The sequence below is a fragment of the Enterobacter genomosp. S genome (assembly GCF_001631805.1).
Lineage (GTDB): Bacteria > Pseudomonadota > Gammaproteobacteria > Enterobacterales > Enterobacteriaceae > Enterobacter > Enterobacter quasihormaechei.
Window position 1 is genome coordinate 52,057 of sequence record NZ_LVVA01000005.1, and the last position, 13,039, is coordinate 65,095.

The window sequence follows — 13,039 nt, forward strand, 5'->3', positions numbered from 1 at the left end:
TTCGACTTCATCACTGAGCGGCGAAGGGCAATGAGCAACCGGCAATTTTTAAATCCGGGGGCGCGAAGCGTTTATTTACCCCTGGATTTAAAAAGGGACTGTTGCTATAAGCAGCCCTCCGCGAAATGATGAAGACGGACGGTTTCAGACGGCAAAATGCGCACGTCCGGAATGAAGATTTGCCGACGGCAAAGCCTCATTCCGGTCATTAAAGTGATGGAAATGTGATTTACATCACGGTTTAAGCGGCGTGTCCTGAAGGGACACTGCAAGCGCGGGTGTTGCTTTTCGCCATCAGACCGTAGCGAGAGCCCGAAACCCGAAGGGGTTCGGCGGAGACTGACAGGTGCGCCAGCAGCTGTCTGGCGTAGTCGGGCTGACGACCCGGCCGGAACGGACGGGGAGCCGAAGGGGGCCATGGTTCTGCCTTTGTTGCCCTTAAGGATATACAGCAGAAGAAAGAGCACAGAGAAGAACAGCAGGCAGAACACCAGGCAGACGATGTACCGGACAGACCAGGATGTTGAGAGCTGGCAAAACGACACACGGAGAACGGAGAGGGGCGGCGCGTCAGCGCGGCCCGTACCGTTCGCCCCGCAGGGGCGTGATATTTTTCGCGGTGCAAAAGGCAGGGTTGTCCCCTGCTCTGCTTACAGCTATGCGGCCTCCCTTAATCCCTGTAAAAATTTCCGCATGGCAGCTATACGGCGCTGTTCCTCCAGGCGCTTCTCAAAGTTGTTGATGTAGTACACGGGCGTATACCGCACCCTGTTAAGCTGCATCGTGAGCGTGTTACCCGTGACCACCTCGGCAGGAATACCCAGCAGTGAAAGCTGGATAAAGGCCATATCCGCCGCGATCGGGTCAATATCGATGCAGCTACCGAACATCTGCTCTGAGGGGTTGTAGCCCGCTTCCAGCAAATATTCCGCATACGCCACAATCATTCCCCCCGCACCGCTTGCCGGATCGCTCACCGTCACGAATCCTTCGCGGCGTATCGTTTCGTCAACGTCCGCCCTCAGCAGCTTCGCCAGCAGTGACTGGACGTTATAGGGCGTGAAATACTGCCCGTTGCGGTCGTCGCCCAGTTCAAGCTCCATGAAGATGGCGCCGAGAAAGTCATGGAATTTCGCCTCCAGTGCGCAGACCATCAGGCCGAAAAGCGCGTGCAGGTTGCTGATATCGCTCTCAGAGTACTTCGCGCAGATTTCACGGCAGCGCTCTATGCTCTCCGGCGTTCTTATCCGTGCCATATCAAGCTCGCTGGCCGCCAGCGCGATAAAGTCGCTGAACACCTCCCAGCGGCGCAGGTTGCGGGCGATGTCCCCGAACACGGTGACAAACTGGCGACGGGCTTCTTCGATGCCCATAATCCGGTGCGGCATCCTCTGCGCATTCACGGCGGGCATCGCGGGCTTAACGGGCATTACGGATGCGGCCTCTTTAGCCCGATCAAAGTAGCTGGCAAAAGTGAGTTGAGACATCGTTCCTCTCCTTAAATGCCGCCCCCTGCGGGGCGGCTCCTCCGTCAGTTAAATGCCCGCTTCATTTCGAGCGTGCGTAACACCTGCCCCCACTCGCTCCCGCGCATGGCGGGAATACGAACGGCGCGCCCTTTTTTGCGGCACTTCGCGATATGACGCCCCAGCGCCCGCATTTCGGGACTGAGATCCTCCGGTGCGATCTCGGCGCGTTTGATCCGCACCTGCTTTCTGGCGGGCTGATTTTCTGCCACGCAGATCTGGACATACAGGGCGGTCGGTGTGACAATCGAGACTTCACTAAAATGCATGGGTTTGTTCCTTTTGGTGAAGGCCGGATTTATCGTTCCTAGGCGAATCAATCCGGCGGGAGATGGCAGACGAAAGTCTGCCTTTTTCATTTCTGGCCTGTGGTTTTTGGGCTGAACACCTCCTTAACTTTCCGCACGATGTCGGCGTGGTTCGTGTTGCTGTAGTCCTGCATACGGAAATAACGACGACCGCAGCGCACATAGATTTCCGTGACGTTCCCGCAAATCATCTCCTGAAGCATGAAGGTTTCCGTGTCCTGCGCCGTGTTGCACTGCCAGTTCATCGGGTACATGCGTCCCGCCGCCTCGTGAAACGCGGTCACGTCGATTTCAACGGGCGCGGTAACGTATGACCTTTCGCGGCTCAGCCAGTACGCGCGCTCGGCCTCACTGGTCGCGTAAATGCCCGCTTCGGCGCTGGATTCGGTCAGATGTAAATGCATGGTTTATCTCCTTCTGGTTAGTGGCGTTGATATTTCGCCGTGGTGGTTATTCGTCGAACGTGATGCCGGAAAATTGCGCCATTACGCACAGCATGTCGGCAATCTCGTCGACTTTCTGCTGGATGGCTGGCGTGGCTTTCCGGATGCGTCTGGCTGCATCCCTGAGTTCGCTCATATAGCGGGTTGCAGCCTCTCCGACCGCCGTTTTATCGGTGCTACCCTGATACTTAAGCAGGGCTTTACTGACGCGGATTTGCAGGCTTCCAAGGTTACTGAGCGCGTTTTTTTCCCACTCGCCGAAGCTGAAAGTGCTGTTATTGCTGGTCATGATGTTTCTCCGTTGTCGCTGGCGGCATCTCCTGCCGCCGTGGGTGTTAACGTTGCCGCGCTCACTCTGCGAGCATGGCGTATTCAAAGTTGAAGCAGTCTTTCAGGCTACGGTTCGCATAAGTCCATGCAGCCAGCCCCGTATCACCGTACAGGCGCACGGCGTGGGCTTTTGCCTCCAGCCACGGCTGCACGATGTGGAATGACAGGAGCGGCTTTTCGCGCATCCAGTCGAGGACACCCTCGTTCCAGACGTTTTTGCTCATGGCGCAGAGGATGTTGCAGACTTCTACCGTCTCGTCGTCCTGATAAAGTTGCAGGTTCCAGACCTGACAGAGTTCATTCAGGTAAGTACGCTGTTCGGCGATAACGCAGGCCAGACGAATTTTTGAGTTTAAACCCCATCTTCCGGTAGATTCTGAAGCGGCGGTTTTGACGTTTTGTGTGTGCATTCTGGTTTTCTCCTTGTCTGGTGATGTTTCCATCTCCCGGTGAGTTCTTCGCGGCAAGGGCAGTGGAGCAACGGCGACAGGGAGCAGCGCAAGGGGCGACGGCGGAAAGTTTTTGCCTGCAAAAAGTTTTTGACGGCGTGCATTTCACCCCTTGCGGTGTGACCAGACGGTGCTACGACTCCGCCCTCCGCGCAGAACCCACGGGAGGTGGTTCGCCGGAGGGCGGAGGATGCACACACGCCGGAACGTGAATCGCCGCTGGCGAATCGCGTTCCGGTCAGCAGAGCACCGGCGGTTTATCGCCGGTGCAGTGAAGGCGGCCTGACCGGAACGGTCGGAGCAAGCCGTGGTGTTGCGTCAGGATGGAAGCCCGGAGGGCAGAGACAGCTCGCTGGCTCTGTTCACGACAGCCGTGTCCCGTCAGGGACGACGCCCGGGAACTGCCCTTCCCGGAAGTTCAGGCGTGCGGTCGCGTCAGGAAGGAAAAAGGGGCTACCGGTAAACCGGCAACCCCTTCATAAAGGCGCTTCAGGCATATCATGTCAACTCAGCTCCTGAAAAGGCGGGGTTTCCCCCGCCTCCAGGTTGCTACTTACCGTTGGATTCGTAAGCCAGAATTGCAGCGACCTCCCGTTGTCCGTCCCTCAGGCGAATTTCGCAAAGCGATTTTCGCGTCAGGTAAGTGAATATCAGCAGTGTGAGACACACTATCAATACGCACCAGATAAGGGCGTTTCGCGGCAGTTTCATGGTTTACTCCTCCTTGCAAATTGCACGGTAAGAGGCCATACTGTTGTTGATCAGACATACAGGGGCCTCGTGGGTTAATGAAAATTAACTACGGGGCTTTCTGCTTTCTGCCACACAACACGGTAACAAACCACCTTTAACGTCATGAGGCAAAAAGCCTCAAGCGCCACGTCGATTATACCGGGCAAGTGCTATTTCTTACCAGGTATATCCAATTCAAACCTGACTCCGCGCGGTCAGCTTGTTGGGGACCATCCAGCGCTCCAACTGCCGCACGGGAGCGGGAGCCTCCTCCGTCAGCAGGCTGGCTTCGTACACCACGCTCCAGAGCGGTTCGCCGTGATACTCATTCTGGTCCAGTGCGGACAGGGACGGGAAACGCTCGCTCCAGCGCCAGAATATCTCCTCCAGGTCGAACTGACGCAGGTCAGTTCCCGACCAGCGGGCGCTCCAGCTGCTGACCGTTTCCGGCGTATGGAAGGCCAGGTCGATTTCCGCCTGTCCCGCCAGCGCCTGGTACGCCCGTTCACGCAGGCAGGAGTCCTTGCGGCGCTGGCGGGTGTATTTTTCGGCAAGCATCGCGTCCTGACGGCGCGCCCGTTCGGTGTGCCTGAAGCTTTCTTCCGGAAAGAGCCGCTCCCCTGCGTTGACGGGCAGTGGCAGCCAGCAGCAGACCCCGCGGCTCTCGATCAGGGCATCGATGGCCCTCAGCCAGCTGTCCCTGCTTCCCCGCAGCTCCTGCGCACTTAGCACCGGCGCGAACAGGCGTATCTCTTTGAGCGTGACGCGTTTGCTTCCGGTCAGGCGGCGGAAAAAGGCGCTGGCATACGGGAACGCCGTGGACACCGCGCCGCGCGAGCGCCTGCGCTCAACCTCAGCAATGGCCTCCATCGCGGCGCGTCGCTCCGGACAGAAGGGTACCAGGGAAAGATGCGAAGGGATCATGCCGCACCCTCCGATGCCAGAATGCTGATGATGCTGGCGTGACTGTAGCCGTCCGCATCGAGACTCGCCGTCAGGCTGAGGGTGTGGCTGACCAGCTCCGGCAGATAGTCTTTCAGGGTACGCACCACGGAGAACGGGCGACCGCTGGCAGGCACGAACACCACCATCCACGCCGGACTCACGTCTCCCGGGCTGCACACCGCTATGTGGTAGCTGCCGTGCGGCGGTGTAAAGCGCACCTGCACGGGGAAAAATCCGCCAAACTCGCTGCGGTACTCGCCGTTCATGCTCCAGTTGCCGGGGCAGCACAGGTCACGCATGACGGCGTGGGTCAGTTCGCGGCGGTAGTCCTCGCCGCTGTCGCGCCAGTCCTCGAATTCGTCACAGGACATGGTTTTCAGAACGTCGGGGGTCAGAACAGTCTGCATGGGTATCTCCTTATTGCCGCCCCGCAGGGCGGCGTTCCGTTATCAGGCGGCCTGTGCCGTGTCAGTGGTGTCGGTGGTGTCAGTATCAGAATCAGCGTCGGCTTCAGCGACTGGCTCCGGTCCTTTCAGCCATGCCGGAACCCAGCGGGTGTGCTGCATGAAGTGCTCCGCATGCGCTGCGGCGTCGCCCTTCTTCATCTTCTCCGCGTCTCCCGCAGCGCCCGTCAGTCCTGCCTCGTTCAGGGCAGCCACAATCTGCGGGTGCTTCAGGCCGGAGAAGTAGTTTTCCTTCGTCGGCTGCCACCAGTCTCGCAGGTGGAATCCGATTGCCGCTTCGACCGTATCGAGGGTGCTGCGAGAGGTGTGCCCCATATCGCGGGTCTGCACACCGTCCACGGAACAGGCTGTACAGAAGGCCATGAGCGACATCAGCACCTCGCCGCTCAGGGCAAAGAAGGTCGTGAAGTCCTTCTCCCAGCCTTCCGGCAGCAGGGCTTTCAGGCGAGCTTTTTCGGTCATGAGCATCTCAAACGCTGCGCCGCTCTTTCCGGACGGGGCATTCTCAGTGAGGCTGCTGTGAGATACCGTCAGGCTGATACGGAACGGGTGCGTTGCAGTTCCACATCCGGCGAATACGCTGGTACACAGGCGCCAGACCATCAGCGCCACCGCTTTTTTAGGCTGCTGCATCAGCGCGGCCTGTACCGCCAGCGTACGCTCGGAGGACATTTTCGTGAGCAGCGGGAGGCTGATCCCCTCTGCTGCATCGGGCTGGCGCGAGGTGAACGGTACCGTGGCACCGCTGCTGCTTTCTTCGGTTTCTTCCGGCTCGTCAGCTTTCAGGCGCACCCCGCGCTGCACGTACACCTGCCCTTCGTACAGGCTGACCATCACCCCCGCTCCGGCCTTCATTTCGTCAGTCCACGCACTGACAGCGGCGGCCTGTTCGATCGCATCGATTTCGGCTTCCAGCGTGTCAGTTTCGTCACAGCGGGAGTCGTAGCTGCTCCACTGCTCATGCAGTTCGTCAAGGCGCTGCTGCTGTTCAGGGGTGTAGACCGGATCGGGTTCGTCGGGCTGAACGAACTCGTTGCCGTCCTCGCCGTAGTACCAGATGCGGGCTGCGCGTCCGCGACTCCATGCCCAGCCTTCCCGCTGCTGAATGTCCTGCGCGATGCGCTCCAGCTTTTCCTGCACCAGACGATCAACCAGTACGCTGTCAGCCGTGCCGTCGCCTTCTTCCTGACTGAACAGATCTTCGCGAACACAGCCACCCGCCGCCTCGTAGGCATCACGTCCGATGAACCGGAACTTAGCGCTGTCGGTGCTGATTTCAGTTTCGGTAATGGCGCGCTTAATCAGGTGTGCGGGTGCGCCTGACCAGCTGGCCTTCACGCTTTCGAACACTTCGACCTGACGGGCATGATCGTCCTCAAGACAGAGCGCCTGACATTGCTCGACCGTCAGTTCATCCTGCGCGAGCCTGTCCATCAGGGACGGGGCGAGGTTTGCCAGCTTCAGCATGCGCTGGACGTGGCGGGCGCTGAATCCGAGGGCGTCGCCAATCTGCGCGGGGGTTTTGCCCTGCTCTGCCAGCGTACGGAAACCTGCGATCTGCTCGGCGGGGTGCATGGCGGCACGTTGTTCGTTTTCGGCAACCGAGGCAAGCGCTGCAATATCTTCAGAGACGCGCCTGACCATGACGGTGTGGCCATCACGCAGACGCCCCTCCTGCGCCAGCAGATTCAGGGCCGTCAGACGGCGGCCACCTGCGGCCACGCCGGATTTACCGTCTGCGAGGGTGTGCACAATCAGGTTCTGGAGCAGCCCGAGCGTCTCAATGGAGTCGGCCAGACCGCGAACGCTGTCCACAGAGTACGGGATAGTGCGCACGTTAAGCGGGGATTTAACGAGATCGGACAGCGGAACGTACTCGACCTCGGCGGCCTCAAGGGCGGCCTTCAGGGCAGCCTCCTGCGCCTTCGTGATTTTTTTGTTGCTCGCTTTTTTGGGTGCTTTTGCTTTAACATTCGCTACAGACATTGTTGATACCTCTCCGTGTTGATAATTGTCCGGCCCTGCGGAGTTGCCCGCTCCGGCAGGGCACCTTCTTACGTTCTTACTGCGGCTTCCGGATGCCGTATTCCGCGATATAGCGGTTGAGCCAGTACGTGCCGCCCGGCCCGAAGTTCCACGTGCGCCACACCATTTCCCCGTCCTTGCGGACAACCAGACGAAAATGCGTCCCCTGATCGTCCTCGATCGCGACGTTGTCGTACTGCGACGCAACGGCCTCAGCCTGTTCGCGGGTAAAGGTGTCGTCGGGTAACACCGCCAGCGCCTCGCTCATTTAAAACCTCCCTTTCAGTATTTTTTTGCCCTTAAACCCGTCACCCGTTGAGTTTCGGGAGCCGCGGTTTTGACGTTTTGCGGGGACCTGCTGAACCATCCCGGGGATAAAACACCTCACCCGTTTGAGAACCTTCGCCGCAGGTGCGTAAACGCCACCGGCCGAGGCAGATGTCCGGGGTGAGCGGGAAATTTTTTTCGGTCTAATGAAGCTCTGCGGAATGGCCGGGAAAAATTTATTGCGAAAGGCGCTGCCGCCCCTGGACAGCAAGGAGGACTGTGGTGTTATCAGCACCCGGAGGAGGAACTCAGGCGGGCGAGAGGCCCCCCTGAGGATGAGCAGGGACACGCCGCAATGACGGGAAGCCGCGCGCGGCGAAACGGCGTTGCGCCTTACATGGCATCGATGCCGTTGGTTTTAATCGATGCCATGCCGGAAGCGCAGGAGACGGCGCGACTGAGCGGCGCAGCCGGAACGGCTGCTGCAAGCGGGGTGTTGCGTCATGGGATGGAAGCCCGGAGGGCAGAGACAGCTTGGCTGGCTCTGTGCGGAGCATGACAGCCCGCCCGGACGCCGCGTAAAAAAAAACCGGGCAAGCCCGGCAAACATGCAACCATTTTCAACATCTTTTTATATACATGGCTATAGATAAGGCTCTACAACTGCGCTCTCGGGGATAGCATCTGTATTTTACACTGAGCCCACACAGCGGCTAAGGGCTAATTACTGTTAAAAATCTGATTTTCTTACTTAGGCTTATTACTGGCTTCGGCCATTTCTGTATACCTCGGATCGTTTGCGTTCGGCAGCTGCGCACTGAGCATGCGGTAGTGCCGCATCCGCTCCATGAAATACTCCCGGAGATGCTCCGGCTGCTCTCTGGCCACGACCTCAGCGACGACCGGCAGGTTCAGGCGCTCTTTGTACGCCACGCCTGACGCCACCAGGTCCACGGCCACCTAAAAACGAAAGGGTGCTCCCACCTCCTTCGGTGGGAGCACCCTTTCGTTTTTAGGTGGGTCGGTAAGGATCAGATCGACGGCCTTGTCCGGGAAACCGGACATAACTTCAACACAATTGCCGAGGACGTATCGGGACATACTGTTTCTCCTTTCTCAAATGCGGCGCCAGTTACGCCGTGCCGATACGACAGCCGGGCGAAAAGCGGAGAATGCAGGGGCGGTGCCGCAAGCCGCAGCGCAGTAAAAAAGCAGGCGCTGGCTGGACGGTTTGACGGCGAAAATTGAGACGGAAAACGACGGGAAGACAGCGGATAATGCCTTTGAAGGAAACTGCGACCGGGTGAGGACACCGGCAGAGCGAACCCTTATATCTTGAAGATGGTATAAACTGCATTTGTAGGTCTGGCAAAGCTCATGCAGCACGTGCGAACCCGAGGGCATTCAACCCGCATGCAAGCGTCCCGCGCATGAGCTGAGTCACTCATCACTAGCCCGTACAGTTGAATGAAAACAATTTCGTATCGTAAGGAGGGGCACCATGAGTCAGCCAAATCAACACTGCATCGGTATCGATGTTGCTAAAATGTCGCTGGATATTGCTGGTACGACAGAATTCTCTCCTTTTTCTGCCAGTAACGATGAGGACGGGTTCATGGCGATTCTCAAAGTGCTGAAAGAATCGAAGATCTCGCTGATACTCATGGAAGCGACCGGGGGACTGGAAGCTTCGGTAGCCTGTTGCTTACAGGCCGCCGGATATGAGGTTGTTGTTATCAATCCCCGTCAGGCCAGAGACTTTGCCCGCTCAATGGGATATTTGGCCAAAACAGATAAGCTTGATGCCGCCATGCTGGCACAGCTCGCTCAGATCATCGATCGTCATCCTGACCGCAGCCGGTATATCCGTGTCCTGCCGGACGAAGCGCGCGCCGTACTTACCGCCATGGTCGTCCGTCGTCGCCAGCTGAATAACATGCTCGTCGCCGAGCGTAATAGACGCTATCCCTCTCATCCGCAAAGTCGTAAGAGCATCGATAACATTATTAATGCGCTAGAAAGCGAGCTCGACCACATCAGTCAAGAGATGAAGCAGCACGTAAAAGTTTTTTTCATGGAACAGGCCGAGTTGATTGGGAGCGTTAAAGGTGTTGGTGAAGTCACTGTCGCATCTCTGATTGCTGAGCTGCCGGAGTTGGGAAAACTTAATCGGCGGGAGATAAGCGCACTGACTGGCGTAGCTCCCCTGAACCGGGATTCAGGAAAAATGCGGGGTAGACGAACCACTTTTGGCGGAAGGGCCGGTGTCCGGGCAACGCTTTACATGGCGGCTCTTGTTGCCACGCAGTTTAATCCCGCCATTAAAATGTTCTATCAACGGCTGCTTACCGTCGGTAACCCCAAAAAACTCGCACTGGTAGCCTGCATGCGCAAACTGATCACCATTTTAAACACCATGGTCAGGAAGGGAGAAAAGTGGGATGCTTCGTTCAGATAAAAAATAATCCACTGAGTCGAGTATATGACATCAGGATCATTGTCAGTGAACCTGACGAGTTTTGTATCGAATAATAGATGAGTAAAGTCCGCTAAGTGCTGTGAGTTCAACGGGTCGATGCAACGCTAACGACAGTACTTGTGGTTAAGGCACGTTTACGGATGAAGGACAAGACTGTTACATTTCATATGTTGAAAACCGACTCTCAGGTAAAACGGAAAATACTGCAGAGTTAGCCTTTAACAACGCGCCATCATGTTTTGATGGTTCAGGAAGGTCCACGCTTGCGCTGGTGCAATAAAGCGTTGTGAATTCTTCACCTGCCAGGGTGGGACAGGTGCACAGGATTCCGGGGGAAGGCAGTATAGTGTCAGTCGTTCCATTGGGCTTGTAACGGACAAGACGATTTCCTCCCCATTCGGCATTCCATAAATAGCCCATTGCATCCACACATGCCCCGTCAGGCGCCCCTTTGCCCACTGTTTCTGTAAACACTCGCTGGTTGTTTAGAGAGGGGTAGTCGCAACAGAATATACGGCCCTGCATAGAGTCGCTGTAATACATTGTGTCACCGTCAGGGCTGAAACAAATGCTGTTGGGGATAGCCACCCTTGGTAGGGAAAGTGTCTCGATACTCATTTTTACCGAATTGAGTCTGTGAAATTGATCGACGGCTTTAACAGGATAACTATCATCCATGGTTCCAAATATAAAATTACCAAAACGGTCGCACCGACCATCACCTATACGAGTGCCCGAATCCCCTGGAGAGTCTGCAACTTTAGTGAAACTACCTGTACTGAGCTCATAGAAGCCAAGCCGGGATGCAAGCCCCATCAATAGCACATCATCTTTTTCGGTAAAAGCAAAGGATCCTAGTCGTTCAGGTAGAGACCATCGCATCACAATACCTGATCCCTCCTCTAAGGCGAGAAGTTCACTGCCTTCGATGTCGGTTCAATAAACTCTGCGTGTTCTTTCACACCAGAGGGGGCACTCACCTAGCGAATTCCTGACATTAGCTGCAATTGAAAACATTTTTTCTCCAGTGTGGAAACAGTACGTGTTGCGTTAAGAAAAATACATGAGGACGTCTGCAACAGGGCTGACGTCCTCAAAGAGCAAGTCAATTTATTCTTTTAATTCATGAAACGTTCAGAAAGTCGATCGCCAAATAGCATAATGGCGAGACTGGCCAGCATGACCAGCATACCTCCCAGTCTTAGCAGCGAGACTGGCCGCCTTACCGCGCCCAATAGGCCAAAATGGTCGATTACTTGAGATGAGAGTAGCTGTCCGACAATCGCCAGCCCGAGCAGGGCTGAAAAACCGATTTTCGGTGCCAGTACAACATAACTAAATAATGCACAGGCACCAATCAGTCCGCCCGCCAGGCTCCATACAGGCTGAGAAGGAATGGCGGCAAGTGAGGTGAATAACCCTCCTCGCAGCAATGAGTAAATTCCGAGGCTGAACGCCCCCGCCGTAAAGGAAAACAACGCGGCGGCGACCGGATCCCCGCCCAGCCCTTTTGCAAGCTGACTGTTCAGTGTCGTCTGCAGGGTAATACCCAGACCTGCTGCAAAAGCTATTACGTAATAAATCGCGCTCATGCTGTTCGTCTCTGTCAGTTTGACTGAATAATCGGCAGGAATTTTTCCGCAAAGATGTCTGGCTCATACCCTGCCGCCGCAAAAAGGTGTTCGCGTGATTCATCAATGGCTGCGCGAAGGCGCTCGCTGTCCACCCCCAGCACTTTGCCGTTCTGCTTGACGATGCGCCCGCCAATCATCACGGTATCGATATTGCTGCGTTCAGCAGCATGCACCACCGTGCCAAACGCATTCCCGTTTGGATAGAGGTTGAGGTCAGCCACGTTAATCAGGATCAGGTCAGCCTGTTTGCCTGGCGTCAGGCTTCCTGTTTTGTTCTGCAGTCCGGCACAAACCGCACCATCAACGGTTGCCGATTTAAGCAACTGCACAGCGGGAAGTGTGGTCAGCGAATAAGCTGAATCACAGCAGTGCTGCTTATGCATACCCATTACTCGTTGCAGATAGAACGCGACGCGCATTTCCATGAACATATCGGTGCTGTAGGACGTTTCGTTGTCCACGCTCAGGCCCGGGGTGATGCCATGACGCCGAGCGGCCTCTATTGCAAACATCCCGCTTTCGATACCATAGTGGGAATCTGAGCGCGGGCAGACGTTCACCCGGACACCGGCTTCTCGCAGGATTTCCCAGCCTTCATCAGGCAGTGCCGTGCAGTGATTGAAAATATTGTCCGGGCCAAGCAGACCCTGCCGATGCAGAGATTCAAGCTCGGAGGCCATCTCAGCACCAAAGAATTCGGTCACGATCGGCAACCCCAGCCTGCGCGCTTCAGCCCATAATTCTGGCTCCAGCTGAGCCATAACCCCCAAAGTCACAAGACCCTCTGGGTTATCCCTGAAATACTTTTCCTGCAGACGCTGCCAGTTACCTGGCCAGTGTGCACGATCCCATTCACCCGCAACCGGTGCACCGGAAGCATGAATGGCGCGAATGCCGCTATCAAGCAGAGCCTCGACTGCAGCGTCGGAATGCGCTGCGGTACGGCTGTTATGCGAGTTATCGATCATCGTAGTGATACCCGCGTCAATCGCGCCCAGCGCCGTCAGCAGGTTGCCGACATAGATATCTTCAGGACGGTAATATTTAGCGAACGAAAAGTGCGTGGCGTTGCTGTAGTCGTCCAGACAGGTGGCGTTGGGGTTGATGCGGCGTAGCTGACCTTCCCAGGCGTGACGATGAGAATCAACCATCCCAGGCATGGCAATCATATTTTTGGCATCAATGACACGAGCACCTGGCGCGTCAAGGTTCTGACCAACGGCGGTAATGATTGAGCCGTTGATGAGAATGTCACCGCGCTCAATGTTACCGACGCTATCGTCCATACTCAGTATGGTTGCGCCGCGAATCAGCGTTACCGGCGGGTTTTCCGTCTGTTTCTTAACAATATTTCTGTTGTAATTGGTCATTGTAATCGTCTCTTTCAGATTAAGAAGGAAAACGATACGCCTCCCGATTAAGATGAAAAAGATGACT

General features: G+C 56.4%; 15 protein-coding genes and 3 pseudogenes. 2 read left to right on the plus strand and 16 right to left on the minus strand.

Going from position 1 to position 13,039, the window contains the following annotated elements:
• Nucleotides 1-656: 656 nt before the first annotated feature.
• The 11 genes and pseudogenes from A3466_RS05715 to A3466_RS05760 form a co-directional block, all read right to left on the minus strand.
• Nucleotides 657-1,487, minus strand: coding sequence for an N-6 DNA methylase (locus A3466_RS05715; protein WP_063449772.1), 831 nt, complete (start codon nucleotides 1,485-1,487; stop codon nucleotides 657-659).
• A gap of 44 nt (nucleotides 1,488-1,531) precedes the next feature.
• The gene (locus tag A3466_RS05720; protein WP_063449816.1) at nucleotides 1,532-1,795 is read right to left on the minus strand and encodes a hypothetical protein; all 264 of its coding nucleotides are present in this window, start codon (nucleotides 1,793-1,795) and stop codon (nucleotides 1,532-1,534) included.
• Between the two features lie 86 nt (nucleotides 1,796-1,881).
• Entirely contained in the window at nucleotides 1,882-2,238 is a 357-nt protein-coding gene (locus A3466_RS05725) for a hypothetical protein (RefSeq protein WP_063449773.1), read from the minus strand.
• Between the two features lie 46 nt (nucleotides 2,239-2,284).
• Nucleotides 2,285-2,566, minus strand: a complete 282-nt coding sequence (locus tag A3466_RS05730) for a hypothetical protein (protein ID WP_063449774.1) — start codon at nucleotides 2,564-2,566, stop codon at nucleotides 2,285-2,287.
• A gap of 61 nt (nucleotides 2,567-2,627) precedes the next feature.
• On the minus strand, nucleotides 2,628-3,017 hold the full coding sequence (locus A3466_RS05735) for a hypothetical protein (protein ID WP_063449775.1): 390 nt from the start codon (nucleotides 3,015-3,017) through the stop codon (nucleotides 2,628-2,630).
• Between the two features lie 588 nt (nucleotides 3,018-3,605).
• Nucleotides 3,606-3,731 (minus strand): type I toxin-antitoxin system Hok family toxin, encoded by a 126-nt coding sequence (locus A3466_RS05740; RefSeq protein ID WP_224753136.1) that lies wholly within the window; start codon nucleotides 3,729-3,731, stop codon nucleotides 3,606-3,608.
• A pseudogene (locus tag A3466_RS23630) lies at nucleotides 3,673-3,825 on the minus strand (DUF5431 family protein); the annotation flags it as partial. The gene A3466_RS05740 and the pseudogene A3466_RS23630, both read right to left, overlap by 59 nt.
• Before the next feature lie 158 nt (nucleotides 3,826-3,983).
• Nucleotides 3,984-4,712: a plasmid SOS inhibition protein A gene (locus A3466_RS05745; protein WP_063449777.1), complete on the minus strand. Its 729-nt coding sequence runs from the start codon at nucleotides 4,710-4,712 to the stop codon at nucleotides 3,984-3,986.
• On the minus strand, nucleotides 4,709-5,140 hold the full coding sequence (psiB, locus tag A3466_RS05750; RefSeq protein ID WP_063449778.1) for a conjugation system SOS inhibitor PsiB: 432 nt from the start codon (nucleotides 5,138-5,140) through the stop codon (nucleotides 4,709-4,711). Before psiB ends, A3466_RS05745 begins: the two co-directional genes overlap by 4 nt.
• Before the next feature lie 42 nt (nucleotides 5,141-5,182).
• Nucleotides 5,183-7,183 carry a ParB/RepB/Spo0J family partition protein gene (locus tag A3466_RS05755; RefSeq protein ID WP_063449779.1) on the minus strand — a complete coding sequence of 667 codons (2,001 nt, stop codon included), beginning with the start codon at nucleotides 7,181-7,183 and terminating at the stop codon, nucleotides 5,183-5,185.
• 76 nt (nucleotides 7,184-7,259) lie between these two features.
• The gene (locus tag A3466_RS05760) at nucleotides 7,260-7,490 is read right to left on the minus strand and encodes a DUF905 domain-containing protein (protein WP_063449780.1); all 231 of its coding nucleotides are present in this window, start codon (nucleotides 7,488-7,490) and stop codon (nucleotides 7,260-7,262) included.
• A 354-nt stretch (nucleotides 7,491-7,844) separates the two neighbouring features.
• Here A3466_RS05760 and A3466_RS23315 point away from each other — a divergent pair, with 354 nt between their 5' ends.
• A complete protein-coding gene (locus tag A3466_RS23315; protein WP_063449781.1) occupies nucleotides 7,845-8,048 on the plus strand; it encodes a hypothetical protein in 204 nt (67 codons plus the stop codon).
• Nucleotides 8,049-8,236: 188 nt separating this feature from the next.
• Here A3466_RS23315 and A3466_RS05770 read toward each other — a convergent pair whose 3' ends face one another.
• Both A3466_RS05770 and A3466_RS22090 read right to left on the minus strand, forming a co-directional pair.
• Entirely contained in the window at nucleotides 8,237-8,449 is a 213-nt protein-coding gene (locus tag A3466_RS05770) for a DNA polymerase III subunit theta (protein WP_063449782.1), read from the minus strand.
• A gap of 54 nt (nucleotides 8,450-8,503) precedes the next feature.
• Nucleotides 8,504-8,590, minus strand: a pseudogene (locus A3466_RS22090) (DNA methylase); the annotation flags it as partial.
• Nucleotides 8,591-8,990: 400 nt separating this feature from the next.
• On the opposite strand from A3466_RS22090, the gene A3466_RS05780 reads away from it, so the two are divergent.
• On the plus strand, nucleotides 8,991-9,947 hold the full coding sequence (locus A3466_RS05780; protein ID WP_063449784.1) for an IS110 family transposase: 957 nt from the start codon (nucleotides 8,991-8,993) through the stop codon (nucleotides 9,945-9,947).
• A 177-nt stretch (nucleotides 9,948-10,124) separates the two neighbouring features.
• Here the strand turns inward: A3466_RS05780 and A3466_RS22095 are convergent.
• From A3466_RS22095 to A3466_RS05790, 3 genes and pseudogenes are all read right to left on the minus strand, one after another.
• Nucleotides 10,125-10,985, minus strand: a pseudogene (locus tag A3466_RS22095) (SMP-30/gluconolactonase/LRE family protein).
• A gap of 101 nt (nucleotides 10,986-11,086) precedes the next feature.
• A complete protein-coding gene (locus A3466_RS05785) occupies nucleotides 11,087-11,560 on the minus strand; it encodes a DMT family transporter (protein ID WP_063449785.1) in 474 nt (157 codons plus the stop codon).
• Between the two features lie 14 nt (nucleotides 11,561-11,574).
• Nucleotides 11,575-12,972: an amidohydrolase family protein gene (locus tag A3466_RS05790; RefSeq protein ID WP_063449786.1), complete on the minus strand. Its 1,398-nt coding sequence runs from the start codon at nucleotides 12,970-12,972 to the stop codon at nucleotides 11,575-11,577.
• Nucleotides 12,973-13,039 lie beyond the last annotated feature (67 nt).

Coding starts and splice junctions, on each gene's coding strand:
- A3466_RS23315 (WP_063449781.1), top strand. CDS start 7,845: ATGACGGGAAGCCGCGCGCGGCGAAACGGCGTTGCGCCTTACATGGCA.
- A3466_RS05735 (WP_063449775.1), bottom strand. CDS start 3,017: ATGCACACACAAAACGTCAAAACCGCCGCTTCAGAATCTACCGGAAGA.
- A3466_RS05785 (WP_063449785.1), bottom strand. CDS start 11,560: ATGAGCGCGATTTATTACGTAATAGCTTTTGCAGCAGGTCTGGGTATT.
- A3466_RS05725 (WP_063449773.1), bottom strand. CDS start 2,238: ATGCATTTACATCTGACCGAATCCAGCGCCGAAGCGGGCATTTACGCG.
- A3466_RS05755 (WP_063449779.1), bottom strand. CDS start 7,183: ATGTCTGTAGCGAATGTTAAAGCAAAAGCACCCAAAAAAGCGAGCAAC.
- psiB (WP_063449778.1), bottom strand. CDS start 5,140: ATGCAGACTGTTCTGACCCCCGACGTTCTGAAAACCATGTCCTGTGAC.
- A3466_RS05745 (WP_063449777.1), bottom strand. CDS start 4,712: ATGATCCCTTCGCATCTTTCCCTGGTACCCTTCTGTCCGGAGCGACGC.
- A3466_RS05720 (WP_063449816.1), bottom strand. CDS start 1,795: ATGCATTTTAGTGAAGTCTCGATTGTCACACCGACCGCCCTGTATGTC.
- A3466_RS05730 (WP_063449774.1), bottom strand. CDS start 2,566: ATGACCAGCAATAACAGCACTTTCAGCTTCGGCGAGTGGGAAAAAAAC.
- A3466_RS05760 (WP_063449780.1), bottom strand. CDS start 7,490: ATGAGCGAGGCGCTGGCGGTGTTACCCGACGACACCTTTACCCGCGAA.
- A3466_RS05790 (WP_063449786.1), bottom strand. CDS start 12,972: ATGACCAATTACAACAGAAATATTGTTAAGAAACAGACGGAAAACCCG.
- A3466_RS05780 (WP_063449784.1), top strand. CDS start 8,991: ATGAGTCAGCCAAATCAACACTGCATCGGTATCGATGTTGCTAAAATG.
- A3466_RS05715 (WP_063449772.1), bottom strand. CDS start 1,487: ATGTCTCAACTCACTTTTGCCAGCTACTTTGATCGGGCTAAAGAGGCC.